The organism is Streptomyces sp. NPDC045701 (assembly GCF_056432045.1).
The window spans coordinates 70,335-92,324 of record NZ_JBWKJV010000022.1; the positions used below are offsets into that span (position 1 = coordinate 70,335).

Sequence of the window (21,990 nt, forward strand, 5' to 3'; positions counted from 1 at the left end):
GCCACGGCTGCCGACGGGGAACCGGACACGGCCGAAGCCTCCGCCCGGGGCACGGCGAGCGAGCTGGTGCCGGCCATGTACGGCCGGAATCCGGTGGACTCCCTGAAGGGCTCCCGGGCGCACCGTGCTCACGGTCTGCGGGCGCCGTCGCCCGCGCTCAGCGGCGCAAGGCGGTCTCCAGAACCGTCACCCGCTCCAGACGTGACAGCTTCTCGGGATTGCGCACCGCGTAGATCCCGGCGATGAGACCGCCGTCGATCCGCATCGCCATGACGGTGTCGATCTCGCCGTCCAGCCGGACGATCAACGCCGGGTCGCCGTTGACCCGTGTCGGCTCCAGCGACATCGCGGCGGCGATCCTGCCCAGCACGCGGGCCACCTGGCCGGCCCCCACGACGGGCGTCAGCGCGGCCCGCACGACTCCGCCGCCGTCGGTCAGCAGGACGACGTCCGGCGCGAGGATGTCGAGCAGGCGTTGCAGGTCGCCCGTTTCGACCGCCCGCCGGAACGCCCCGACGGTGCGGCGGGCTTGGGTGGCGGAAGCGACCTCGCGCGGTCGGCGCGCGGCGACGCGGGCCCGTGCCCGGTGGGCGATCTGGCGGACCGCGGCCGGACTCTTGCCGACGGCTCCGGCGATCTCGTCGTACCCGAGGTCGAACACCTCGCGCAGCACGAACACCGCTCGCTCGGTCGGGGCGAGCGTCTCCAGCACCAGCAGCATCGCCATGGAGACGCTGTCGGCCGACTCGACCTCCTCGGCCACGTCGGGCGCGGTGAGCAGCGGCTCGGGCAGCCAGGGGCCGACGTAGGACTCCTTGCGCCGGCCGAGCGTGCGCAGGTGGCTCAGTGCCTGCCGGGTGGTGATCCGGACCAGGTACGCACGCTGATCCCGCACGCCGCCGGGATCGACGCCCACCCATCGCAGCCACGTCTCCTGAAGGACGTCCTCGGCGTCGGCGGCCGAACCGAGCATTTCGTAGGCGACGGTGAACAGCAGGTTGCGGTGGGCGAGGAACGCCTGGGTGACTCCGTCCGAGCGGTCGCCGTCGCGGTGGCGGTCGGCCTCGCGATCGCGGTCGCCTCGACCGACCGGCCCGGATGGGTTCCTCGTCCAGTCGCCCGCACTTCGGTCGGTCATCGCCCGCTCCTGCCCGTTCGCTCTCGACTGCGCCGGACACCAGACGCCGGCCGGCCCCGTTTTGTGACACCCGCGCACGGTGGCGCACGCCACATCGGCGGACCGTCACAACAGGTCGACCGGCGGCATCTCGTGTCCGTCCAGTGCAACAGCACCGAACACCACGAGTGAGGACGACGTCATGGAACCCCGCTTCAACCTGTTCGACAGCCCGACCGCCGCGAAGGTCGCCAAGCGGTTCTACAACGCCGCGCTGGCGCTGGAAGGCTCCACTCTGCCGAAGCCCCTCCAGAAACTGGTGGAGCTGCGGGTCGGCCAGATCAACGGCTGCGGCCTGTGCGTCGACGCCCACACCAAGGAGGCCGCGGCCGCCGGTGAAACCGCGCTCCGGCTCAACCTGGTGGCCGCCTGGCGGCACAGCACCGTGTTCACCGAGGCCGAGCGCGCCGCGCTGGCGCTCGCCGAGGAAGGCACCCGGCTCGGCGACCGGGGCGTTTCCGACGACACCTGGGCGGAGGTGCGCAAGCACTACGACGACGACCAGGTCGGTGCGCTGGTGTGCCTGGTCTCATTGATCAACGCGGCCACCCGGATGAACGTGATCGTGCACAATCCGGGGGGCTCGTACGAGCCCGGCATGTTCGCCGGATTCTCGAACTGATCTACCGTCACATCCGGGGGCGGACGGTTCCGTTCCGCGGTCGGCCTGCGCGCGGCCCGCGTGCGAGAACCAGTCGAACGGCGCCGCCGTCCGGGCGCCGCGACACCGGCGGCCCGGATCGCCCGGACCGCGAGGTGCTCGGCGTCTCGGTCCGCTTCGCGGCGCGGATTCCTGTCCGGCCGGTGCGACTGATCGCCGAAGGCAGCGGTCCTTCGCGGGCCGAGGTCGAGGGACTGAGCGGAAGGGGCGCTCGTTTCGGCGGTCCGGCTGAGCGGCAGGCTGTCCGGCGACTTCACCTTCACGCTCGAGCGCTGAGCCCTCGTCGGGCCGGTCCGGCACGATCCGCCGGACCGGCCCCGGCCTCCTTCGTCCCACCGACTACGGGGTCCAGTCCCCCAGCCAGTCCGAGACCTCCTGGGACGCGGCCTGAGTGCCGGTCAGGTGGGGCCGGTCGGTGCTCTTCGGACCGGCGCCCGGACCGGTGTTCATGTACTCGGCGAAGCGGTCGTCCTTCCAGGAGAAGCCGCCCATGTCGGTCCAGGGAGCGCGCTTGATCGCGGCGCTGAGGATCGAGTCGCGGACCGTGGCCTGGGGGTCGGCCGTCGTGTCGCCGCCGGGGTGCCAGTTCCGGCCCAGGTGGAAGGAGGACGCGGCCACGTCACCGTTGACCGTGGAGCGGTTGATGAGGATGCCGTTACGGCCCGCCGGGGTGCTGGGGGCGGTGATGTAGCCGGCCGAGGTGCCGTTCCAGCGCTTTTTCAGGGTGATGACCGACCGGTCGATCACGGCGGTGGCACGGCCGAAGATGAAGTCGACGTTGCCGACGATGTAGGAGTTGGTGACGAGGACACGGCCGGGCCTGTCCTTCGCCGCGGTCTCCAGCTCCAGGGTGTCCTGGTCGCCGGTGACGATAAGACCGTCCAGCGTGATCCTGTCGGCGGTCGTGAGCAGGGCGACCGCCTGGTGGCCGGTGAGGGACTGGTTCGCGGCCTCGTCGAAGTCGTTGGAGACGGTGAGGTTACGGAGTCGGGAGTCGTCCGACCGGATGGCGACCGTGGCGCTGCCCGGAGTGCCGTACGTGCCCGAACCGTCCGGCTTGCGCATGCCGGCCGCGTTGCCGTACACGATCACCGTGTCCTTGCGGCTTGCGCCGGACCCCTGGATGGTCAGGTGCGGCTTGTTCGCCGGAACGTCCACCGTCTCGCGGTACGTACCGGGCTTCACGGAGATGACCACGCGGTCGGGATTGTCGACGGGTACGGCGTCGACCGCGGCCTGGACCGTTTTGTACTGGCCGGTGCCGTCCTTGGCGACGGTGAGTGTCCTGGTGGCGGTCGTGGTGGCGGTGGTGGCGGTGGTGACGGCGGTGCCGAGGGAACCGCGGGGCCCGGCCCCGGACTTCACCAGCGCCGGCACGTTGCCGGCCGCGTCCGGGGTGTAGCCGTAGAACGTCTTCGGGTCGAAGGCCGTGCCGCCGCTCTCGTTGCGTCCGTTCGTGCCGGAGAAGATGTTGCCGCGCTGCACGAGGGCGGCGGTGGCGTCCCTGATCGCGGGATTGTTCATGCCCTGGAAGTAGGAGTTCTCCAGCAGCATCCGCGTCCTGCCGCGTGCGTAGTTGCCGTAGGAGGACCTGATGGACGTGCCCGGGGCGTCCTCCAGGAGGTTGTTGTAGAGGTGCGCGTGGGCGGCGTTGTCGGTGGACGGGTTGCGCTGCTCGGTCTCGCGGATCCAGTTGTGGTGGATCGTGATGTCGGTGACGACGTTCTGCGTCCATCCGATGCCGAAAGCCTTGTTGGCGTTGCTCAGCCTGTTCCAGGACACCGTCACGTACGTGCTGTCCTCGCGGACGTCGATCAGTCCGTCGGCGGTGTGCCTCAGGTCGTTGTGGTCGATCCACACGTGGTGGGCGCCGTCCATCTGGAGGGCGTCGAAGTCGTGTTCCTTGTCGTTCCACACGCCTTGGTACGAGTCCCTGATCGTCAGGTTCCTGATGATCACGTTGTGCACGCCCCGGCCGAGGAAGAAGCCGCCGCCGACGATGTGCCCCAGGGTTCCGGAGCCGATGATCGTCTTGTCGGAGGCGACCTTGATCTCCTTTCCGACGGGGGCCACGTGGATCGTGCCGGCGACGACGATGACGTACGGCTCGGGGGCGGTGGCGTACTTCTCCAGGTCGGCGAGCGTCCTGACGGTGACGGTCCTGCCGCCACGACCGCCGTACGTGCCGTTCTGCCCGAGGGCGTCGACCGAGGCGAAGCCGTCGGCGGCGGCGGTCGCCCAGGCCGGAGCCGCCGCTGCGGCGGCCCTCTCGCCCTCGCCCAGTCCGAACACCGACCCGTACGCCAGAACTCCGGAAGCGGCCAGCGCCAGCGGCACACCGAACGTCAGGATCCTCTGCGGTCTGCGATGACGGGCCGTGCGGCGGGTCGAGCTCATGGGCGGTTTCCGTTCCGGGTGGAGGGGACGATCGACCTGTGGTCGCCGCCGGGACCGAAAGGGTTGCCGTGCTCGCCCCACACCGTGGAACGGCGATCGTCGGGGTGTGCGGCACCGAGCCCCGCGGGCCGCCCGCGGAAGCCGGGCCGCGTGAAGCGGCGGCCGCGCACCGCAGGGCCGGCCAGGCCGCGGAAGCACGCAAGCGGCCCCGCACCCTTGGGTGCGGGGCCGCTCCTCGGCGTGCGGCCGGCCGTGACGACTTCCCTCAAGGACGGGGCCAGGGAGCCGTGCCCGGCCGTTCTGTCACGGCACCGTGTCGGCCGGCGCGCGGCCCCGCTCCGGGCCGATACGTCGCGCCCGGCCGCCGGGCCCCCTTCGGCTCAGAACGGCTGACTCCGAAGACATCAGCATTCGTACGCGTACTGGGCCCTGCCCGCGGTCGAGTCCCAGGTGAAGGTGGCCGACCTCCCGGCGCCGATGCTCTTGCAGCCGGGGTCCCAGGCCCAGTCGACGGAGACGGTGGCGTTGATCGTCTTGCCGCAGATGTTCTTGACCTGCGCCCTGCCGTTGGCGTTGCTGGTCAGCGAGGCACAGCCCACGAACGCTACGGCGGGGGCGGACTCGGACGGTGCCGGGGTGGCTGCCACGGCGGGCGCCATCCCGGTCGCGGCGAGGGTTCCTCCCGCGATCAGCACGGTCAAGGGCGTCAGGATCTTGCGAGTACGAGACATTTCCGGTTTCCCTCCCGATGGGATGCCCCCCACGAGCGGCGGGGGACTCGCCCTGCTGGGGCGACACCCAGAGCCTGTTGGCGCCCCCTGGGCCGGGGCAACAGGAAGGGGCTGTCCGGGACGCGGCTCCGCCGTCCGGCCTGTTCGGAGCCGTCCGCGGGGAGTGTCCGGGACTGGCGCGGGCAGTACCGCGGAGGCGGAAAGCGGGGCACCGCGAGCCGGGGCCGGCCGGTGAGGCGCGCCGGGGCCGGCCGGGAGCGGATGGCCATGCGGCCGGCCGAACGAGCGGCCTCCTCCCGGTCGTCGAGGAGCGTGCCCGGCGGCAGAGGATGACGCGTACCCCGGGGTCAGCCGGTGAGCCAGGGCGAGAGGAGGGCGGAGAACTCCCGGTCGGAAATGTGGGTGCCTCCCCAGCCGAACCGCTCCCACGCTTGCGCCCGCTGAAGGACGGGAAGCGGGATGTCGAACGCCATCCGGAATACGGCGATGAAAGACATGACGCCGAAAGCCGGCCCCAACGTGTCCCGGGCCAGCAGGGCCAGTTCGGCCGCGCCCTTTCCTTCTGCCTGAGCCATCCTCAATTCGTTCGCCACTTTTTCCAGATCGACCATCCCGCACCTGTCTTCCCACTCTGTCCCGAGCACTGATCATGCTGTGAGGGCGGGCCTCACCTCGCGTGAGACCCGCCCTCACCTACGCCCATCCGTCCCGCGGACCTCGCGGGCGATGCCTTACGAGAAGATCACACCGACCTCGGTGTACTCGCCCCACATTCCACGGAGTTCGACGATCTCCACCTTTGTGAAACCTGACTTCGCAGACATCTTACCCGTGAAGGTTCCCCGGAGCGCGGCTTCCTCGAGTGAGGCGTATTCGCCGCTCTTCACCGCCTTGTTGAAGGAGTTCAGGTTGTCGCTGAGCTCCCCACCGTTCTGCCAGTACGCCTTCACTCCCTTGACCTTGTCGCCGAAGTGCGCAAGTGCGGCGTTGAACATCTCGCCGCCGCTCGGCGTCCCCGGACCCTTCTTGACGGCCAGGGAGACGAGGCCGGCGTCGTCGATGCCCGCGACGATCCCGAACCCGCTCGGCGCCACGTCGACGTAGTCCGGACACTTGGCACTGCCGGCCGCGCTGACCCGCTTCGCCATGCCGCCGTCCGGCAGCGCGCGGGCCTTGGAGGGGACCAGAGACGTCGGGCAGGTCGCCCTCAGCCGCAGGAACTGCGTCTTGCTGATGCCGGCGATGACCTCTTCGGACAGACCGAGGGACCGCAGGCCCTTGTAGGCGTTCGTGAAGCCGATACCGGTCCGCGCGGCGGCGTCGACGGCCCTGACGGCGTCGGCGATGGGCCTGAGGATCTTGCCCGCGAACAGGGACGCGACATCCACGGCCGCCCAGGCGCAGCCGCCCAGGCTTCCGCTCTCACCACCCGGGGTGAGCTTCTGGGCGCACTTGATCCAGCTGCCGAAGAGGATGTCGATCGGGTCGATGCCCTGCTGGTACTCGGCGATCGTGATGGTGTGCGTGACCTCTTGGGACAGTTCCTTGGTCGTGTGCGGGCCCAGGTACACGGTCGCGCTGGAGGGGCAGGTGTACTTCGACGGGTTCAGATCCTGTGCGGTGCACAGGTACAGATCGACGACCGCCCTGTACCGGATCTTCGCGGTGACCGTGCAGTCGCCCTTGTAGAAGAGCTTGTCGATCCAGCCGTCGCAGCCTCCCGTCTTCTTTACGGTCTCGGGGTCGCCCACCTTCTCGATGTGGTCGATGACGTAGAACATGCTGCCGATGGAGCCACCGGCTTCGTCGACGACGGTTCCGGTGTCGATGCGTTTGGCGTTCGCGGCCTTCTCGGCCCTGTCCGCCGCGTCCTGGGCCTCCTTCGCGTACTTCTCGGCGTCCTTGGCGGCCTCCTCGGCTTCGGTGGCGGCGGCGTCGGCGCGGTCGGCGGCGGCGCGGGCGTCCTTGGCGGCCTGCTCGGCCGCGGCAGCGGCCTCGCGTGCGGCCTGGGCGTCGAGCGCGGCCTGGTCGGCGGAGGAGCGGGCGTCCCTGGCGTACCCCTCGGCCCGTCCGGCCGCCTGGTCGGCGGCTGCGGCGTCCGCGGTGGCCTGGCGGTCGTACTCCACGGTGCGGGCCAGTGACGCCGACGCGGCCGACGCCGCCCTGGCGGCGTCGGCCGCGTAGCCGAGCGCCTCCTTGGAATACGTACGGGCGTTGGCGGCATGACCGGCGGCGTTGGCCGCGTACTGGTACGCGATCTTCGCGTCGCCGGTCGCCTGGTCGGCGAGGTTCTTGGCCGCCGCGGCCTCCGCCTGGGCGTTCTTGGCGTGGGCGTCGGCGACGGCCTTCTGCTGGTCGGCGATCGACTTCGACGCCTGACCGGTCAGCACGACCAGACCGGCGGCCGAGTCGGTGGTGACGTACGGGGAGCCGAGCTGGATCGCGTCGTTGGCGGGCTTGGCGACCTGTGCGGCGGCGTTGCCCGCGTCGACGGCGGCCTGCGCGGTGACGTGGGCGAAGCCCGCGGCCTTCGCCGCGGCGGCCAGGGCCTTGGCGGCCTCCCTGCTCGCCGCGTCGGCTTCCGACTTGGCGGTCTTGGCCAGCTTCTCGGCCTCGTTCGCCAGCGCCACGGCCGTCTTGGCCTCGGCGAAGGCGTGCTCGGACGCCTTGATGGCGTCGGCCACGGCGCTGGTCGCGGTCTTGACGGCGGCGTCGGCCCTCAGCTTGGCGGCCTGGGCTCCGTCCGCGTGGGAACGCGCCCGCTTGGCCGCCGCCTCGGCGCGGGTGGCCGCGGCGTCCGCCTCGGCCGCCGCCTGCGTCGCGGCATCCGCCGCGGTACGCGCCCTTCCCGCGGCCGCCTCGGCGTCGTCCGCGTGCTTGTCCGCCTGGTTGGCGGCGGCGCGTGCGGCGTCCGCCGCCTCGCCCGCCTCCAGGGAGTCGGCGTAGGCACCCTTCGCGTCGGCCTTGGCCCGGGCGACGTCGGCCTTCTGCTCGGCGTCCCAGGCGTCGTCCCGCTTCGCCTTGGCGTTGTCGCGGGCGGTGACCGCGTCGTTCTTCCGCGCGACCGCGGTCGCCTCCGCGGTCTCGGCCTTCTTCTTCGCGTCCTGCGCGTTCGCCGCCTCGGCCTGCGCGGTCTTCTTGTGCTGATTGGCTTCGGCCTGCTTGGCGGCCGCGGTGTCCTTCTCCGCCTTGGCCGTCTTCTCCTCGGCCTCGGCCGCGAGCCGCTTGGCGTGGGCGTCGGCGGCGGCCGCCTTGGCCTTCGCCTCCGCCTTCAGGGTGACGGCGAGCTTCGCCTCCGCCGTCTCCTTGTCCTTCTTGGCGTTGTCCCGGTGCAGCTTGGCCGCGTCCGCCGCCGCCTTCGCCTGCAACTCGGCTATGTGCGCGGCCTCCTTGCGGAACTCCGCGTTGACCTGAGCGGCCTGCGCCAGGGCCCGCTGCGCGATGGTGTCGCTGTCCCCCGCCGAGGCGCGGGTGGCCGCCTCGGCGGTCTCAGCGGCCTTCACCATGGCTGTCAGAGCCGCGACGGCACCCTTGGTGACCTGGGCCTTCTGCTGACCGACGAGCAGACCACGGCCCCGCGGCGCTCCGGCCGCGTCGGCGATCCCGTACGCCGCCTGCTCGGCGGCATCGGACGTGGCGGCGGCCTTCTTGGCGTTCTCCAGCTGCGTCCTCAGCGCGGCGAGCTGCCTCTTGGCCGCCGCCTGGGTGTCGGTGACGCCCTTCTTCGCCTTGTCGAACTGCGCCTTGTCCGGATACGACAGGCTGTCCGTGCCGTTGTGTCCCGTCGGCTTGATCAGGAACTTCTGCGCAGCGGCGTCCTTGCAGTCCCACAGCCGTGCGTCCGTGCTCTTGGTGAACGCGCTCAGGTCCAGGCACTTGCCCGTGGACACGCTCTTCAGCTGCGAGGACGCCCGGACGTCGCCCTTCCACGACTGGCCGGGGGTGCTGTAGCAGTCCGTGATCTGGATCTTCGTGCCGTTCACGGACTTGTTGCCGGCCACGTCCAGGCACTTGGACGAGCCGACGTTGCGGATGTGGAGGTCGTCCTCGCCGCCTTCGAGCGTCCACAGTTGCGCCGCGCCGTTGGTGCAGGTGTAGACCTGGACGGGCGTGCCGTTGGTCTTGCCGCCGCCCTGTACGTCCAGGCAGTTGCCCTTGGCGCCCGGCACCTCGATGGTCACATGGCTGTCGCCGATCCAGCCCGGCCCACCCGCGGACCAGTAGTCCTGCCAGCGGGCGAGACGGTCGGCCACCCACGAGTGACCCAGCAGGTCGCCCAGCGCCTTCGCGCCGGCGGCGAGGGAGGTGGTCGCGTTCTTGTTCGCGGCCAGGATCTGGTTGCGCTGGGTCGCCTGGGAGGCGACTTCCTGCTGCCACTCCTGCGCGGCCGTGGCGGCGACGGCAACCTGGACCTTGTTCGGGTCGATCGGGTCACGCCAGGCACATGACGCGAACCGGGTCTTCAGGTCCTCCACCGCGATGCGATGCTCCGCCGTGCCCGGCTCGGAAGCCGTCCGGGGGAAGCCGCCGGAGGCCAGGAAGAGGCGGGCGTTGTCCGCGCCCATGGGCTCCAGGGACCAGGCGGACAAGTGCTCGTACGCCCCGTGTTCGGCGCGCTGCCGCTCCCACTCGGGCAGCTGCGTGCTGGGCTCCGCGCCGTACAGCGGTGCGCCGATGTCCTTGACGGCCTTGGCGGTCGCCGCGTCCGCCAAGGGGGTGGGGTCCTCGTAGAAGTCGGTCTCGTCCTTCCAGAACCGGTCGGCGACCCACTTGGTCAGGCCGGTCTGCCCGTAGAAGTCCTCCTTGCCGTCGGACGTCCCCGGCGGCCAGTGGAAGCCGGTGACGGTGAAGCCACCGGGAGTTTCGAGACCGTCGAGCGGCTTCTTCCAGGTGTCGCGTACGGCGTGCAGGGCGTCGAGCTCCTTGGACGCCGTGTCCCGGTCCTTCTTGAACGCCTGGGCGAGCGGGGTGTTCTCCCAGTGCTGCCGGTCGGCCAGTTCGTGGAGCTTGTCCTGCGGCTGGTTGAGAGCGTCCTGCGCGGTGGTGGCCATGGACGGCCCGCCCAGGCGCAGCACATCGGCCATCAGGCACTGGTCCTGCCGCAACTGCTCGGCGGCGGTGTCGGTGTACCAGTCGTAGTCGTCCCCCACCGGGGCCATGCGCTGTCCGGCGAACCGGTCGACCGCGCCGGGTTGCACGGCCAGGCCACCCAGGACGGCCAGGGCGGCGACGGATGTGACGGCGGTGGTGAGAGCGGTGGCTGATCGCGATCTGGGGTTGAACAACCCCGGTTTGAAGCGCAAGAGGGCATCCTTCGCAGCGAATGTGGGCAGGCGGGCGTGGCCCGCCGGAAGGGAGACCGGTGGTACGGAGCGTCGGGTCAGCCGGCCGCTCGGGTGCGAGGACGGGGCCGGCGGGCGGCAGCGGTCAGCGCGGCGTTCCCCGTGAGCCGGTACAGCGGCATGGCGATGCGTCCCTCCCCCGTGGCGGCACCGTTCCCCCGGCCGCCGAATGGCGTGTGCGCGTCACGGCAGGGTGGTCATGTCCCTCCCGTGCGCGCGGCGCTCACCATAGCCCCGGGTCAACAGGGCGCGGCAAGGTCCGACGATCGGCGTCCCGGCCGGGCCGGGAAATGCGGTTGCGCCCGTTGTCCGGGCACGGCACAGGCAAAGGCCAAGCTCATACCAGCAGTTACCTGTGTGACAGCTGTGAAGGACGGGTGCAGGAGGGATTGCTTTTTCGTCATAAGTTGGCTCGATATCGCGTATGTGCCGCAGGCGCCCAAGGCCGACCGGGCGGCAGACGCGTCGGCGGAGGCGAACCTTCCCCCGGCCCGGGCGGCGCCGGCGATCAGCGCCGCGATCTCCAGGACCGGCTTGCCCGTGCTCGTCCCCGACTCGATACGGCGGTGGGCCCCGGCGACTCCAAACAGGTCGCCGACTGGCTCGCGACCCATCCGGAGCCGAAAGGCGTCGGTGTCGTCATCCAGGCGGAACACCCCTGCATCACCCGGCGAGGCGTCCTGGCCACCGGCACCAGCATGAGGGCCTCCACCCTCCACGGCCTCCTGCGCACCGACGCCCGCCCGCGGGGTGAGTTCCTCGCCCTTACCGGCCAGCCCACCTGACGGCCGGATTGTGCCGCGCGGCCGCGACGGTGGTCAGTGGTCCGGGCCGGGCAGGAGGGCGGACGTCTCGTAGCGCAGTGCCTCCGGTACGGCGGCGTCGACGGCGGCGACGGCGGGGCCTATGTTCGCCCACAGTTCCGGGACGACCGGGATGAGACAGCCGTGGGAGCCGAAGACCACGCGGCCCGCGCCCCGCGTCTCCACGCCCACGACCTCGTCGAAGGGCACATGATGCACATCGTCGGCGTCGCGGTACCAGAGGCCGGAAGGGCCGACCCCGAGCCGCGCCGCGCGTGCGGCGGACGAGACCGTCCTCCGGAACAGCGAGGGCTTGAACACCCGCAGGTCCGAGGGGAACTCGTGGGTGGTGGCGCAGGTCTCCTGGGCAAGAGGGTCACCGTCGAGCCGCGCGAGTTCCACCTCCACATCCTCCGGGACGACCAGCAGGGCGGTGGCGAACGCGGTGGCGAACGCCTGCCCCGCCTGCTCGGGAGTGACCTTCTCCAGCGCGTCCAGCCGGGCCGGCGCGTCCTGGTGGTCGAGCCCCAGCAGCAAGCAGGCGGCGGCTTCGCCGAGTTCGGAGGGCGTCGACCGCACGTCGAGCCAGACCTCCCGGAACCCGGCCAGCTCCTCCGCGAGTTCCTCCTCGCCGACGCCGTCGCTGGCCAACCGCACGGCCTCCTGCCACAGCAACTCGGCCACCCGCTTCTCCTGGCCCTCCCTGGCGTCCAGGCACAGGGTGTATTCGCCGTCTCCCGTCCCCGTGTGGACGCGGGCGCCGCCCACCTCGTACGACACGCCCTCCTGGTGCCGTGCGCGCCGGCGGAGCCGCTCCTGGAGCACGGCGTGGGCCAGGACGAGCGCGGGGTCGTCGAGATCGCCTCGGAAGGCCATGCCGGGGCCGGGTACGTCGGCCCGGAACCAGGCCGGCCCCGTCCTGAACACCTGCCGTGTCCCGCTGCGGTCGGGCCGTGGGCCACGCGGCAGTGGGAGGCGAAGTCCGGCCGGCGGCGGGCCCGTCAGCACCAGGACGGCGTTGTCCGCGTGGAAGTAGCGGGCGGCGAGGTCCCGGACAGCTGTCACCGGAATGCGGTCCGGCCCCGGCCCCGCCCAGGAAGCCAGTCCGGGGCCGACCGCGCCGTACCGGAACGACAGCAGTTCCGCGGTGGCCGGGTCGGTGACGCCGGCGCCCTCGGCGGCGAGCACCCCGGCCTCGCGCTCCATCCGTTCCACCGGCAGCGCGCACAGCGCCTCGCAGACAAGGGTGAGGAATGTCGCCACCTGTGCCGCGCTCCCCGAAGCGGTGAAATCCGTGAGGGAGAGCGTGACCGAGGCATTGTGCTCGTGGTGGAGACGCGGCAGCGTACTCATCGCCAGGTGCTCGACGAGATGGCTCACGCCGAGGTGCCTGAACGTCTCGTCGCTGACCCCACAACCAAAGACGAGGGCGGCTTCGAGGGGGCCGGGAGCCTCCGCCCACAGGACGGGCACGCCGTCGATCACGTCACGATGCATGGCCGGATCATATGTTCGGCACGCGCCATGGCCGTCACTCCGCCCACCCTGGACGCCTTGATCCCGCAGGCGGCCTGACCGACTGGGCTCGGGGGACCGGCCGTCAGCGACGGTGGCGGCAGCCCCGCGGGACACTGGTGGCCGGGACGTCGCGGGTCGGTGCCGCCGCCGGCGAGTGGGAGTGGTCATGGGCAAAGCGGACGGGATGAGCGCCAAGCTCACGATAGGGGGCAGTGTGATCGCTTACGCGGTGCTGGCCGACGCGAGCAACGGCTGCGACGCCGTCGACGAAGTGGTGGTGGCCGCCGCCGACTGGCGAACAGCCACCGATCTCATGCGTGCCCGCGGATACCGGAAGGCACCCAGGCGTCCCGCCCGTGGCAACAGGATCGACCGGTCCGCGCTGGACGTGGCTCTCGCGGTGCCCGGCACCGTGTTCCGCAAGCGCTTCGGGGCGCGTGAACCCTGGCAGGTGGCCGCCGCCCGTCCCGCGACAACCTGAGCCCCGAGCGCCTCGCCCCGGGCGCGGGACACCCGGAAGGGCGCCCGGCGCCCGTGGGTGGGCCGCCGGGCACGCCTCCGTGCCGGCGTCCCGCCGCCGGGAACCGGCCGACGGGCACCGCCGCGGAGGGCTCCGGTCCGGCCCCCGGCGGCGGGGGTTCCGCCGGGGGCCGGGCCGGAGTCCACCGCGCCGGGCCCGCGCCGTCCCGGCGGGGACGGCGCAGACCGGGTCACGGTCACGGCGGTTCAGGACAGCTTGGAGCTGTCCATCACGCGTCCGGCCGCCGCCTCCCGCGCCGGACGCGTCCCGGCCTCCTCGGACGCGAGGCCCGCGCCGTCGCGGGGCAGCCGCCTGTCGGCCGCCCAGACGATGAGCCCGCAGGCCGCGAATCCGGCTCCGAGGAGGCTGGAGCCCGCCCAGCCGTAGGAGGTGAAGGTGGCGGTGGTCGCGGCCGCGCCGAGGGCCGAGCCGAGGGAGTAGAAGACCATGTAGCCGCCGATGACGCTGCTGACGCGATCCGGATGCGTGGCGGTGAGCACGTGCTGGTTGCTCACGTGGACGGCCTGGACCGCGAAGTCGAGGACGACGATCCCGGCGACGAGGAGCCACAGCGACCAGGGCAGTTGCGCGATCGCCGCCCAGGAGAGGATGAGCAGCGCGAGCGCGAGACCGCTGACCGGGGCCGCCCGTCCCGCGTCCGCCCACCGTCCCGCGCGGGCCGCGCCGAGCGCGCCGGCGAGGCCGGCGATGCCGAACAGCCCGATCTGGCTCTCGTTCAGCTGCCAGGGCGTGGCGGCCAGCGGCAGGGACAGTCCGCTCCACAGGGTTCCGAACGACGCGAACAGGAAGAACGCGATGAGCCCGCGCGTCAGGAAGGTGCGCTCCCCGAACAGCCCGCCGAGCGAGGCGACGACCTGCCGGTACCCCGCGGGCGGGGTGGCGCGCTCCTCCGAGGGCAGTACGGCGAGGACGAGGGCCGCGAGCCCCAGTGACAGCACCGCCAGCACGACGTAGACGCTCCGCCAGCCCCACACCTCGGCGAGCGCGCCGGTGACGACCCGCGCGCCCAGGATGCCGACCACGACGCCCGAGGTCACGACGCCGATGTTCCGTCCGCGTTCGGCCGCCGGCGAGACGGACGCGGCGTAGGCCACGGTGGTCTGCACCACGACCGCGAACAGCCCGGCCGCCGCGAGGCCCGCGAACGCCACCCACGCGACCGACGCCGAGGCGGTCAGGATCATGCCCAGCGCGGTGACCGCCAGGTGCACGGCGATGAGCCGGCGCCGGTCGACCACGTCGCCGAGCGGCACCAGCAGCAGGAGCCCCGCCAGGTAGCCGAACTGGCCGACCGCGACGATCCACCCCACGAGGCCCGCGGGAACGCCGAGATCCCGTCCCATCGGCTCCAGGACCGGCTGTGCGGCATAGATGCTCGCCACAGCGACACCGCACACCACCGCGAGCAGTAACCGCCGCCATACGTTCATTGCGCTCCCATCCAATCAGTAGCAGATTGCAACCACTTCGACGGTACGGCATGATGGTTTCAATCCGCAACTCATTGGGAGGGGTCATGCCACGCACCACCGAGGGCGCTCCGGACCTCGACTGGACCGACCCGGACTGTCCCGTCGCCCGCACGCTCGACCTCGTCGGCGACAGGTGGAGCCTCCTCGTCGTCCGCGACGCGATGGACGGGGCGCGCTCGTTCACCGAGTTCCAGCGCCGCACCGGCATCGCGCGCAACATCCTCACCGACCGCCTCCGCAAGCTCACCGCTCATGGAGTCCTCGCCCAGCGCACCGCGCCCTCGGGCCGCCGCCGGGAGTACGTGCTCACCGACGCCGGCCGCGCCCTCTTCCCCGTCATCCTCACCCTGCGGCAGTGGGGGGAACGGCACGCCTTCGCCCCCGGTGAGCCCCACTCCACCCTGGTCGACCGGCACGGCACTCCGGTGCCGGAGCTCGCGCCGGCCGGCGCCGACGGCACGCTCCTCGACGTCGACAGCACGCAGGTGCGCAAGACCCGGTAGGGAGCGGCCCGGCGGCCCACAGTCACGGCGGCCGGGCGTCACGGCGGACCGGCGGCCGGGCGTCCCGGTGTCTCGCGCGGAGCGGACCCGCGGGATCGGGCCGGGCGGGCACCGCCACGCGGGCCGCGCCGCGCCGGTCAGTCCGCGCGGGTCAGTCCGCGCGGGTCAGTTCGCGCGGGTCAGTTCGGCGCGCAGCAGGTCCAGGCCCATCGGCCCCAGGTCCAGGGCCCGCTGGTGGAACCGTTTGAGGTCGAACGCGGCGCCGTCGCGGCGGCGGGCCGCGTCCCGCGCCTCCAGCCACACCTTCTCCCCGAGCTTGTAGGCAAGGGCCTGCCCGGGGCGCCCCAGGTACCGGTCGATCTCGAACTCGACGAACCCCGCCGGGCCCACCCCGCAGTACTCGGTGAGGAACTCGCGGCCCAGCCGGGGCGTCCACCGCTCCCCCTCGTGGAACCCGGTGCCGGCCGGGATGGGGAGCCGCAGGTGCAGCCCGATGTCCAGGACGACGCGCGCGGCGCGCAGCTGCTGCCCGCCGGCCAGCATCCCCAGCCGGTGCGCCGGGTCGGCGAAGTACCCCAGCTCGTCCATCAGCCGCTCGGCGTACAGGCCCCACCCCTCGCAGTGCCCCAGGTGCAACTCGCTCGACAGGCGCTGGAACCGGTTGAGCGTGGCGGTGTTGAGGGTCGTCACACCCAGTTGCAGGTGGTGGCCCGGGACGCCCTCGTGGAACATCGTGCTCGGCACCGTCCACGTCGGGACGGGCGCGTCCGGGTCGTTCGACGGCCACCAGACCGTCCCGGGACGCGACAGGTCCTCGCTGGGCGCCAGATAGGAGGCGGGTCCGTCGGTGCGGGTCAGCCGGCAGTCGATGCGGCGCAGCGGCGCCGGGATCACGAAGTGCGTCCCGTCGAGGTCGGCGATGGCGCCGTCGGCGAGCTGCTGGATCCAGTCGCGGAACGCCGCCGCGCCGGGGACCAGGTACCGGGGGTCGCGGTCGAGCGCCGCCAGCACGCCCGCCACCGGTTCGCCGGGCGCGATCCGTGCCGCCGCCTCGGCCGTCTCGCGCCGGACCCTGGCCAGTTCGTGCCAGCCCCACGCGTAGGTCTCCGCCAGGTCCAGCCTGGTGCCGAGGAGCTCCCGTACTCCCAGCCGGTAGCGGTCAGCCCCCAGCGCGTCCCGCCGCGGCGCGTCCGCCGCGAGGTCCTGCGACAGATACGCCGCGAACCGCCCCAGCGCCTCGTCGGCGGCCGCCGCGGCCCCGTCGAGGGCGCCGCGCAGCACGCCGTCGCCGTGCCCCGCCGGCAACCCCGCCAGGTACGGCCGCATGTCCCGGCACTCCCGGGCGTTGCGGATCACCTGGCGGTACGGCGCGACCCGGCCGCGGCGCCGCGCGTCCTCCAGGCTCTCGCGCAGCCCCGCCAGCGTCGCCGGGACGGCCCGCAGCCGGGCCAGCAGCGCCTCCCACACGGTGTCGTCGCCCTGATCCAGCAGCCCCACCGCGTGCCGCACCCGCTGCACCGGCCCGTCAAGGGTGTCCAGCAGCGTGCCGTACGCGTCGGCGTCGGCCAGCGCCACCTCCGTGGCGAGCCGCTCGCGCAGCACCGAGGCGGCGACTCGCTGGGCGTCCCCGGCGGCGGGCGTGTCGTCGAGCGCCTTCAGCGTGCGGCGCGCCAGCTCCGCCCGCGCCCACACCGCGCCGGGGCCGAAGTCGGTGAGCCGCTCCTCCTGCCCGGCGATGCCCATCATCGCGGCCAGGCACGGGTCGAGCGCGGCCAGCTCGTCCACGTAACGGTCCGCGAGGGCGTTCAGGGCGGTCATCACCGGGCCCGGCTCATCGACGGGATCCGGGTGGCGGCGCCGGACCCGGCCAGCCTCTTGCCGTACAGCCCGATGACCAGGCCGGTGACGATCAGCGCTCCGGCCACCAGCTTGAGCGGCGGCAGCGGCTCGCTGAAGATCAGCACCGAGCCCAGTACGCCGAAGACCGGAACGAGCAGGGACAGCGGCGCGACGGTCGACACCGGGTACTCGCGGAGGAGCCAGTTCCACACGGCGTATCCGAGCAGGGTGTTCGGGTACGCCTGGAAGAGGATGGACAGGACCGCCGCCCAACCCATCTGGTGCGGCAGCGCCGCGTAGCCCTCGGTGCCGTTGACGACCAGGTCCAGCAGGAACAGCGGGATCGGCGAGAACAGGCTCGACCACACCAGGAACGCCAGCGTCTCCCTGGGCGCGGCCTTCTTGAGGACGACGTTGGCGACGCTCCACGAGACGGCGCCGAGCAGCACCAGCGCGACGCCGGCGAGCGTCACCGTGCCGTCGGTGACGAACATGATCGAGAACAGGCCGGCCAGGGCGACCGCGATCCCGGCGTACTGGTACCGCGACAGGGACTCGCGGAACACCACCGCTCCCAGCAGGATCGTCAGGAACGCGCTGAACTGCAGCACCAGTGACGCGATACCCGACGACACCCCGGCCTGGATGCCCAGGTTCACCACGCCCCACAGACCGACGCCGAACACCAGCCCGTAGCCGATGGTGTACCGCCACGGCACCTGGGGCCGCTTGAGGAAGAACACCGCGGGCAGCGCGCAGAGCGTGAACCTGATCCCGGCCAGGATGAGCGGGTCGACGCTCCTGAGCCCGATCTTGATGACCGAGAAGTTGAGACCCCAGATCGCGGTGACGGCCACCGCGATCAGGATGTGCTGTTTCTTCATGCCGAGACCTGTTCCGGAGTCATGAGGGAGGCGGTGGGGCGGGTGCGGAGCGAGAGGGAGTCGAACAGGCCGGTGATCCAGTCCCGGGTGTCCTCGGGGGTGTCGCCCGCGACGATCCCGGCGAGAACGGTCTCCCCGGCCTGGTAGGTGATGTGGTCGGGCAGCGGCGCGCCGGACGGCAGTTCGTTCCAGGCGACCACGCGCGGGTCGGCGCGGAACGCGGCGGCCCCGCCGAGGCCGGTGAACACGCGACCGGCCAGGTGGTGGCCGGGGTGGACGAACCAGCCGTACCGGCGCCGCCCGGCCGGCGGCTCGGGGAGCTTCCCGGCGACGGGCTCGCCGAGCAGGACGCGCAGCTCGTACGACGGCAGGTGGACGCCGGTGGCCAGCTCGAAGGTCGCCACCACGTCGGCTCCCCCGACCCGGTTGCCGACTTCGAGGAAGACGGGTTCGCCCTCGTGGACGATCGCCTCGAGGTGGAAGCTGCCGTCCTCGATCCGTACCGCGGCCAGCGCGCGTGCCACCCAGGCGCGCGTCTCCTCGGAGAACCCGATCTGGAAGGACCCCATGGGCAGGCCCTGCGCGTACCCGAGGCAGGTGCCCACGTACTGGCTCGCCCCGAGGACCAGGATCTCGCCGCCCTGCACCAGGCCGTCGAAGTGCCGGATCGGTCCGGTGACGAACTCCTCGACCTGGAAGTCCGCCAGGCCGGCGCCGGTGTCGAGCCGGGCGACGCCGGTGCGGCCCCGGGTGACCGCCGCGGCGGTCTGCCGCGGGGTGTCGAACACGAGCACGTCCTCGCTGGACGCGCCGCGGTGCGGCTTGAGGACGGTACGGCCCTGCCAGGGCGCCCGGCCGCCCCGGTCGAGGAAGCGCGGCAGCGGGAGGAAGCGGGGCACCCGCAGGCCGGCCTCCTCGACCGCCCGCTTCATCAGGACCTTGTCGCGGGCGAGCGCCACCTGGTCCACCGGTGCGCCCGGTACGCCGAGGTGTTCGCGCAGCCGGGCGGCGTCGAGGAGTTCGTACTCCGACGCCGAGATGACCCGGTCGAAGTGGCGGGGCCGCCGCGCCAGCCAGTCCCGGGCCTCCTCGAAGGCCGGGCGCGTGCCGGGACGGCTGACGCGCTCGCAGCGCAGGCCGGGCGGCAGGGTGGCCAGTGCCCGGTCGGTTCCGAAATAGGTGACCTCGTGGTCGTCGTGGGAGATCCCCCGGTGGTATTCGATCTTGAAGTAGGGCACGCGGTGCAGGATGAGGATCTTCATCGGGCTTTCCTTGCGGGAGTGGGGAGGGCGAGGGCGCGGTCCAGGGCGTACGACCAGTCCTCGCGCAGCGCGTGGACGACCGTGCGGATGTCGGCGCGGTCGCCGCGCAGGACGACGCAGCCCTGCGCCGCGAAGTCCGCGTTGTCGCGGGCGACGGCGTGCAGGTCCCGGCGCCGGGGCGACACCCAGGAGAACTCCGTGACGGTGAGTTCCCCGTCGCCCAGTCCGAGCCGTTCGGCAGTGGCCCGGACGGCGTCCGCGAACGGGTCGGCGCCGGCGGGCACGTCCTCCGGGCAGAACGAGCGGTCGTCGCCGACGCCGAGCATCACCGTCGCGGCCGAGCAGCCGGGCACCAGCCGCCCGGCCTCGGCGGCCGTGCCGAAGGCCGTGTCCACCCAGCGGTGGTGCAGGTCGATCCCGTAGACCCATCGGGCCAGCGACCAGATCTTCATTCCGGCGGGTCGCCGGTTGGGCTCCACGATCGCGGCGCGCAACCCGTCGTCGCTCAGCTTGATCTCGTTGTGGAACGGCCCGTCGCACTGGCCGACCAGCCAGTTCGCCTGCCGTCCCGCCCGCTCCAGCGTCGCGCGTTCGTGCTCGTCCACCCCGGCGGGCAGCACCTGCGCGATCTCGACGGGATACCGGCCGCCGGCGCTGATCTTCTCGGTGAGGAACGCCAGCGGGCCCAGCCCGTCGAAGGAGAACTCGCGCCGGTAGGGGATGAGTTCCTCGCAGATGACGCCGCCCTCCAGATAGGGCAGGACCTCGGCGAACGCGGCCGTCAGGTCGTCGCCGGGACGCACCACCACGACGCCCCGGTTGTTGCCCTCCGCCGCGGGCTTGACGACGAAGCCCTCGGGGTGGTCGCGGGCGAAGTCCCTCAGCTGGTCGAGGGAGGCGATCTCGGCGAACGCGGGCACCATGACGCGCTGTGCCGCCAGCAGGCCGGCCACCCGCGCCTCGTCGAGCCGGTAGTGGTACTTGGAGAACGCGCCCTCGGCCAGGCGCGGCGAGTCGACCGGGACGCCCAGCCGTTCGAGCAGCTCGGCCCCGCTGCGCACGGCGTTGTCGGAGAAGACGATGCCCGCCCTGATCCGCTCGCGCCGGTCGCCGAGGAGCTTCTCGCCCATCTCCGCGAAGTCGTCGCGCAGCGGGTCGAGGTCGATCACCTCGTCGGCGATGGCGTGGTCGGCCGCGGTGGGATCGGCGCGGATCAGGACGACCGTCGCGCCGTGGCGTTCGCGCGCGTGGTCCCGGAGGTGGCGGACCTCGTCGATCCTGCTCAGGTTGTAGTCGACGATGAGGAGGATCGGCCCGGTCATCGCGGCTCCGTCTCGTACACGGTCTCGATCGCGCGCTCGGAGGCGGGCAGCAGCCGGGGGAGGATCGCGTCCCGGTCGGCCCGGTCCATGCGCCACAGCACCTGGCCGAGGAAGACCTCGCGTGAGGACGTCTCGACGACGTCGCCGGGTTCGAGCAGGACGTGCGCCACGACCGGCCGGAGGGGAAGGTCGTCGCTGAGTCCCACCTCGCGGATGGTGCCGGGGCCGGCGAAGAAGACGCGGAAGAACGTCGCGTTCCCGCTGGGCGTGGTGCCGTCCGCCGCGAACGACAGGCTCTTGAGCGTCGTGCGGAAGCCGGCCGGCCGGCGGGCGGTGAGCAGGCAGTCCAGCCAGAGGTCGAGCAGGCTCGGACCGCCGGTCAGCGCCGCCACGCTGGGGGAGATCAGGCTGCCGCCGACACGCGGGTTGACCTCGATCAGGTCCCAGCCGGACGGGTTGTGCCGCGCTTCGACGTGGAGGCAGCCCCAGTCGATGTCCAGGACGTCCAGCACGCTCGTCACCCAGCGGAGACCGGCCGCCGTCTCCTCGGCCGACAGGCTCGTGGGCGGGCTGACGCAGGCGTTCTCCAGTACGGTGCCCGCCGCCTCCGTCACCTCGCACTTCTCGTGCACGGCCACGACGTGCGGTTCGCCGTCCACGACGATCACCTCGAAGCTGAACTCCCGTCCGGGTACGTAGTCCTCGACCAGGAACTCCATCACCGGGGCGCCGCCGTGGTACTGCGCGCCCGCCACCGGCACCGCGCCGCCTGAAGCGGCCGGGTCCGGCTCCCCGTGCGGGTCCGCGGGGGCGCCGGAGTCCGGGTCGGTGGTGAAGGCCGCGGCGTAGACGGTGTCGGAACGGGCCTCGGCGGCGATGCCTTGCAGGTGTTCCCAGGTGGTGTCGCCGGTGAGGGGGAAGGTGCCGAACGACGCGATGCCGCTGACCGGTTTCACGAAGTAGCGGCGGCCGTCGCTCCGTCGGTCGGCGAGCGTCTCGGGGGTGAGCGCGGCCGCCCGGCCCCGGCTGAGGCCGGCGTCGGCGAGACGGTTGCGCAGCGTCAGCTTGTCGCGCAGGTGCAGGATCTGCTTCTCGTCCAGGTCGGGCACCCCGAGGCGGGCGTTGGCCAGCGCCATCAGGTGCCGGTAGCCCTCCCAGACGGTGAGGCAGCACAGCACGGGCGTGCCGGCGGCCTCGAGGTGGTCGAGGTAGTCCTCGACGTCACGTGGGGTCAGTACGTGCTCGGCGGTCACCCGGACGTCGTCGGCGAGGTCCGCCAGCGCGCCGGGCCTGGATCCCTGGTGCCGCGGCTCCGGCAGCGAGCTGAGCACGTAGTTCTTCAGCCCCCGCGCCGTGACCGTGCCGGCGAGGTCCTCCATGAACGAGAACCCGACATGGCTGAGCAGCAGCACTCCTCCGGTGTTTTCCATGCTCGATCCGGCCTCCTCACCGGTGGGTGGGGGGGGGGGGGGGGGGGGGGGGGGGGGGCCCCCACCAAAAAAAAAAAAAAAAAAAAGCGCCCTCTCATCAGCACTGAT

At 72.2% G+C, this 21,990-nt stretch carries 16 protein-coding genes and 1 pseudogene; 5 read left to right on the forward strand and 12 right to left on the reverse strand.

Features of this window, described 5'->3' with window-relative positions; translation table 11 throughout:
- Window positions 1-157: 157 nt before the first annotated feature.
- Window positions 158-1,138 (reverse strand): RNA polymerase sigma-70 factor, encoded by a 981-nt coding sequence (locus AC07DW_RS22380; protein ID WP_478859431.1) that lies wholly within the window; start codon window positions 1,136-1,138, stop codon window positions 158-160.
- Between the two features lie 181 nt (window positions 1,139-1,319).
- Between AC07DW_RS22380 and AC07DW_RS22385 the strand changes: the two genes are divergently transcribed.
- Both AC07DW_RS22385 and AC07DW_RS22390 read left to right on the forward strand, forming a co-directional pair.
- The gene (locus AC07DW_RS22385; protein WP_478859432.1) at window positions 1,320-1,799 is read left to right on the forward strand and encodes a carboxymuconolactone decarboxylase family protein; all 480 of its coding nucleotides are present in this window, start codon (window positions 1,320-1,322) and stop codon (window positions 1,797-1,799) included.
- Window positions 1,800-1,894: 95 nt separating this feature from the next.
- Window positions 1,895-2,114: pseudogene (locus tag AC07DW_RS22390) on the forward strand (DUF1062 domain-containing protein); the annotation flags it as partial.
- Window positions 2,115-2,177: 63 nt separating this feature from the next.
- Here the strand turns inward: AC07DW_RS22390 and AC07DW_RS22395 are convergent.
- From AC07DW_RS22395 to AC07DW_RS22410, 4 genes are all read right to left on the reverse strand, one after another.
- Window positions 2,178-4,235, reverse strand: a complete 2,058-nt coding sequence (locus AC07DW_RS22395) for a pectinesterase family protein (RefSeq protein ID WP_478859433.1) — start codon at window positions 4,233-4,235, stop codon at window positions 2,178-2,180.
- A 404-nt stretch (window positions 4,236-4,639) separates the two neighbouring features.
- On the reverse strand, window positions 4,640-4,966 hold the full coding sequence (locus tag AC07DW_RS22400; RefSeq protein ID WP_478859434.1) for a hypothetical protein: 327 nt from the start codon (window positions 4,964-4,966) through the stop codon (window positions 4,640-4,642).
- Between the two features lie 347 nt (window positions 4,967-5,313).
- Window positions 5,314-5,577, reverse strand: coding sequence for a hypothetical protein (locus AC07DW_RS22405; protein ID WP_478859435.1), 264 nt, complete (start codon window positions 5,575-5,577; stop codon window positions 5,314-5,316).
- A gap of 120 nt (window positions 5,578-5,697) precedes the next feature.
- Window positions 5,698-10,269, reverse strand: coding sequence for an RICIN domain-containing protein (locus AC07DW_RS22410; protein ID WP_478859436.1), 4,572 nt, complete (start codon window positions 10,267-10,269; stop codon window positions 5,698-5,700).
- 605 nt (window positions 10,270-10,874) lie between these two features.
- Between AC07DW_RS22410 and AC07DW_RS22415 the strand changes: the two genes are divergently transcribed.
- Window positions 10,875-11,093, forward strand: a complete 219-nt coding sequence (locus tag AC07DW_RS22415; RefSeq protein WP_478859437.1) for a GTP cyclohydrolase I — start codon at window positions 10,875-10,877, stop codon at window positions 11,091-11,093.
- Window positions 11,094-11,126: 33 nt separating this feature from the next.
- Here the strand turns inward: AC07DW_RS22415 and AC07DW_RS22420 are convergent, their stop codons facing one another.
- Complete coding sequence (locus AC07DW_RS22420) at window positions 11,127-12,608, reverse strand: insulinase family protein (protein WP_478859438.1); 1,482 nt, start codon at window positions 12,606-12,608, stop codon at window positions 11,127-11,129.
- A 187-nt stretch (window positions 12,609-12,795) separates the two neighbouring features.
- Between AC07DW_RS22420 and AC07DW_RS22425 the strand changes: the two genes are divergently transcribed.
- On the forward strand, window positions 12,796-13,110 hold the full coding sequence (locus tag AC07DW_RS22425) for a hypothetical protein (protein ID WP_478859439.1): 315 nt from the start codon (window positions 12,796-12,798) through the stop codon (window positions 13,108-13,110).
- Between the two features lie 245 nt (window positions 13,111-13,355).
- Here the strand turns inward: AC07DW_RS22425 and AC07DW_RS22430 are convergent, their stop codons facing one another.
- Entirely contained in the window at window positions 13,356-14,600 is a 1,245-nt protein-coding gene (locus tag AC07DW_RS22430; protein ID WP_478859440.1) for an MFS transporter, read from the reverse strand.
- Window positions 14,601-14,686: 86 nt separating this feature from the next.
- Between AC07DW_RS22430 and AC07DW_RS22435 the strand changes: the two genes are divergently transcribed.
- On the forward strand, window positions 14,687-15,145 hold the full coding sequence (locus tag AC07DW_RS22435; protein WP_478859441.1) for a winged helix-turn-helix transcriptional regulator: 459 nt from the start codon (window positions 14,687-14,689) through the stop codon (window positions 15,143-15,145).
- 165 nt (window positions 15,146-15,310) lie between these two features.
- Here the strand turns inward: AC07DW_RS22435 and AC07DW_RS22440 are convergent, their stop codons facing one another.
- From AC07DW_RS22440 to AC07DW_RS22460, 5 genes are read right to left on the reverse strand one after another with little or no spacing between them, the layout of a single operon-like run.
- Window positions 15,311-16,963, reverse strand: a complete 1,653-nt coding sequence (locus AC07DW_RS22440) for a DUF885 domain-containing protein (RefSeq protein ID WP_478859442.1) — start codon at window positions 16,961-16,963, stop codon at window positions 15,311-15,313.
- A complete protein-coding gene (locus AC07DW_RS22445) occupies window positions 16,963-17,868 on the reverse strand; it encodes an EamA family transporter (protein WP_478859443.1) in 906 nt (301 codons plus the stop codon). The genes AC07DW_RS22440 and AC07DW_RS22445 overlap by 1 nt, the downstream gene beginning before the upstream one ends.
- Complete coding sequence (locus AC07DW_RS22450; RefSeq protein WP_478859444.1) at window positions 17,865-19,130, reverse strand: ATP-grasp domain-containing protein; 1,266 nt, start codon at window positions 19,128-19,130, stop codon at window positions 17,865-17,867. The genes AC07DW_RS22445 and AC07DW_RS22450 overlap by 4 nt, the downstream gene beginning before the upstream one ends.
- Complete coding sequence (locus tag AC07DW_RS22455) at window positions 19,127-20,452, reverse strand: ATP-grasp domain-containing protein (protein WP_478859445.1); 1,326 nt, start codon at window positions 20,450-20,452, stop codon at window positions 19,127-19,129. Before AC07DW_RS22455 ends, AC07DW_RS22450 begins: the two co-directional genes overlap by 4 nt.
- The gene (locus AC07DW_RS22460) at window positions 20,449-21,882 is read right to left on the reverse strand and encodes an ATP-grasp domain-containing protein (protein WP_478859446.1); all 1,434 of its coding nucleotides are present in this window, start codon (window positions 21,880-21,882) and stop codon (window positions 20,449-20,451) included. The genes AC07DW_RS22455 and AC07DW_RS22460 overlap by 4 nt, the downstream gene beginning before the upstream one ends.
- Window positions 21,883-21,990: the final 108 nt, after the last annotated feature.

Coding starts and splice junctions, on each gene's coding strand:
- AC07DW_RS22380 (WP_478859431.1), bottom strand. CDS start 1,138: ATGACCGACCGAAGTGCGGGCGACTGGACGAGGAACCCATCCGGGCCG.
- AC07DW_RS22385 (WP_478859432.1), top strand. CDS start 1,320: ATGGAACCCCGCTTCAACCTGTTCGACAGCCCGACCGCCGCGAAGGTC.
- AC07DW_RS22395 (WP_478859433.1), bottom strand. CDS start 4,235: ATGAGCTCGACCCGCCGCACGGCCCGTCATCGCAGACCGCAGAGGATC.
- AC07DW_RS22400 (WP_478859434.1), bottom strand. CDS start 4,966: ATGTCTCGTACTCGCAAGATCCTGACGCCCTTGACCGTGCTGATCGCG.
- AC07DW_RS22405 (WP_478859435.1), bottom strand. CDS start 5,577: ATGGTCGATCTGGAAAAAGTGGCGAACGAATTGAGGATGGCTCAGGCA.
- AC07DW_RS22420 (WP_478859438.1), bottom strand. CDS start 12,608: ATGCATCGTGACGTGATCGACGGCGTGCCCGTCCTGTGGGCGGAGGCT.
- AC07DW_RS22425 (WP_478859439.1), top strand. CDS start 12,796: ATGGGCAAAGCGGACGGGATGAGCGCCAAGCTCACGATAGGGGGCAGT.
- AC07DW_RS22430 (WP_478859440.1), bottom strand. CDS start 14,600: ATGAACGTATGGCGGCGGTTACTGCTCGCGGTGGTGTGCGGTGTCGCT.
- AC07DW_RS22435 (WP_478859441.1), top strand. CDS start 14,687: ATGCCACGCACCACCGAGGGCGCTCCGGACCTCGACTGGACCGACCCG.
- AC07DW_RS22440 (WP_478859442.1), bottom strand. CDS start 16,963: ATGACCGCCCTGAACGCCCTCGCGGACCGTTACGTGGACGAGCTGGCC.
- AC07DW_RS22445 (WP_478859443.1), bottom strand. CDS start 17,868: ATGAAGAAACAGCACATCCTGATCGCGGTGGCCGTCACCGCGATCTGG.
- AC07DW_RS22450 (WP_478859444.1), bottom strand. CDS start 19,130: ATGAAGATCCTCATCCTGCACCGCGTGCCCTACTTCAAGATCGAATAC.
- AC07DW_RS22455 (WP_478859445.1), bottom strand. CDS start 20,452: ATGACCGGGCCGATCCTCCTCATCGTCGACTACAACCTGAGCAGGATC.
- AC07DW_RS22460 (WP_478859446.1), bottom strand. CDS start 21,882: ATGGAAAACACCGGAGGAGTGCTGCTGCTCAGCCATGTCGGGTTCTCG.